The organism is Oleiphilus sp. HI0125 (assembly GCF_001635355.1).
Genome location: NZ_LWGF01001521.1, coordinates 1 through 2,626, shown reverse-complemented (window position 1 = coordinate 2,626; position 2,626 = coordinate 1). Strand labels below are relative to the sequence as shown.

2 protein-coding genes are annotated in these 2,626 nt (G+C 45.1%); both read left to right on the top strand.

Features of this window, described 5'->3' with window-relative positions:
* Positions 1–155 precede the first annotated feature (155 nt).
* Entirely contained in the window at positions 156–659 is a 504-nt protein-coding gene (locus A3762_RS25480; protein WP_068476893.1) for a FixH family protein, read from the top strand.
* Positions 660–668: 9 nt separating this feature from the next.
* Positions 669–2,626: heavy metal translocating P-type ATPase (locus A3762_RS25475; protein ID WP_068758208.1), on the top strand; the 1,958-nt coding region annotated here is incomplete at its 3' end.

Below are 2,626 nucleotides of genomic sequence, written 5' to 3'. Positions count from 1 at the left end.
ACAATTGTTGAAGCAAAGCCATCACTACTCCCTAGTAGCAGTAACGAGATTAGTTTTACGGTAAACTCTCTCGATAACCCAGATCTAATAGCTCATTCCGAAAGCCGCTTCCTCGGCGCTCGCGAATGATTATGTAAACTTAGCCCGGAACCCTGATGTCGAGTCAAACAATCCAATCTAAACAGCCAGATCCAAAAAAACGAAACTGGCTGTATTTTATTATGTTCTTCCCTTTAGCTTCTGTATTTCTCAGTAGCATCATGATCTACCATGCAGTGAACGGTAAAGACTCACTCGTTAGTGACAACTATTACAAAGATGGGCTCGATATAAACCAAACGATTGGGCAAGATCGTCTAGCTAAAAAACTTGCTGTACGCGCCTATGTCAGTATTGACGCAGAAGGCAACGCGCTACTAGACTTGAAAAGTCTAGCCAAAACAAAAGAGCCTTTTGTTACGCTCAAACTTGTCCACCCTACTCTCGGAGAGAGAGATTCAGTGACAAAATTCTTACCTACCGCTGAAGGTCCGTATGTCGCAGAAGTACCTGAAAACCTTAGCGGAAACTGGTATCTCGATCTATATGCGCATGATGAGTCATGGAGAGTTCGTCAAAAAACCTCATTGCCAACAGAAAACTATTTGCTTGCACCCTAGCCATACCTGATGACAACACCCTGTTTTCACTGCGGTGAAGCGGTCCCTACTGGCTTCTCCGCCACCTTAAAGATCAAAGGTAAGAACGAACCTTTTTGCTGTTATGGTTGCTTAGCCGTAGCAGAAGTGATCTCCCATGAAGGTCTCGATAATTTCTACGCTCACCGCACTGAATTCTCCCCCAAAGCTGAAGAATTGAAGCCCAGCGAATTAAAGCAACTAGAGCTTTATGATGACCCGCTATTACAAGAAGAGTTTGTGCAAGCTCACGATGGTGTATTGCAAACCTCTTTGAGTATTTCTGGCATTACCTGCGCAGCATGTATATGGCTATTAGAGCGCGATATTAATGCCATCGACGGTGTACTAAATTTTTCGATAAACCACAGTACACACAAAGCCTATATTGAGTGGGAGACACCCTGCCAATTAAGTGAAGTTCTTATTAAGGCTAGAAAACTCGGCTACAACGCTAAGCCTTACAGACATCATGAAGCAAAACTTGCGGCCCTAAGAGAGAAACGCATCACTGTATTTCGGATCGCTGTCGCGGGCATCGCTACGATGCAGAACATGATGTTCTCTATCCCTCTCTATTTGGGAATGTATAACGACCTCGACACGCAACTGATTTCGCTATTTCGATGGGTCAGCATGTTCATGGCCGCGCCAGTTGTTGCCTTTGCTTCACTCCCCTTTTACAGAGCCGCTATTCGCAGTCTCAAATCACGCAAACTAGGCATGGACATGCCTGTTTCATTTGCGATTATTATTGCGTTCTTAGCGAGCAGCTATACAACCATTACTACCGTCCCAACCTTAGAATCAGACGTATATTTTGATTCTGTTTCAATGTTTGCGTTCTTCCTTTTACTGGGTCGGTTCATTGAAATGCAGACACGCCATCGTTATTTAAATGATGATGTAGATATGGACCAACTGCTTCCAGAAACTGCCACATTGGTTGAAGGCGATAGTACAAAAAGCCTGGTATCTCAGCGTATTCAAGTCGGCGATATCATCCGCATTAAACAGGGCGAATTAGCCGCAGCAGATGGCTTAATCGAAAACGGCTCTACCAGGTTTGACGAATCCGCATTAACAGGCGAATTCTTGCCAATATATAAAGCGACGGGCGATGTTATTCACGCCGGTACCGCAAATATGGATAACACCATAGACATTCGAGTAACTGCCTCCGCGAAACAAAGCCGCTTATCATCAATCGTTAGGCTTATTGGGAAAGCTCAAGCTGCAAAACCAAGCACTCAAACGATTGCTGATAATCTTGCCTCGTATTTTGTTACCTTCGTACTGCTCGCCTGCGGTTTAACAGCGGTCTATTGGTGGAACATCGATTCTGACAGAGCCTTTGCAATTACCCTATCCGTCCTCGTCGTAACATGCCCTTGTGCCTTATCACTCGCCACACCGACTGCTTTGACCGGCGCAACATCAGCATTACGTAGACTTGGATTCTTGCTTACCAAGCATCATGCACTCGAAGCTATGTCCCAAGCGAATGATGTTATTTTTGATAAAACAGGGACACTCAGTGAAGGTCGTTTATCGATCTCTCACGTTCAGCTTGCCACTAACACTAACTTGGATAAAGAAACCGCGCTTATATTTGCAAGCGCGCTTGAGCGCCAAAGCGCCCACCCAATTGCCAAGGCATTTATTCAGCAGACAAGCAAAGAAGTCATCGACGCCAAGAATCATGTTGGTTTAGGCGTGAGCGGAATCATTGATGGCTCTCGCTATTTTATGGGCAGCGCTAGCTTTATCGAACAAAATACGTCTACGCTCGATAAACAAGAACTGCAACATCAACACGATGGACCTGTCGTATTTATGTCTGACGGCACTACATTAGTTGCTCGGTTTGAGCTCGAAGACACTCTAAGAGAAGAGGCAGCTGCCTGCATTGAAACGCTGCGTAAGCTGGGCAAAACCGTGCATATTTT

Bases quoted from the DNA above. Each gene is read 5' to 3' on its own strand.
- A3762_RS25480 (WP_068476893.1), top strand. From the start codon at position 156: ATGTCGAGTCAAACAATCCAATCTAAACAGCCAGATCCAAAAAAACGA.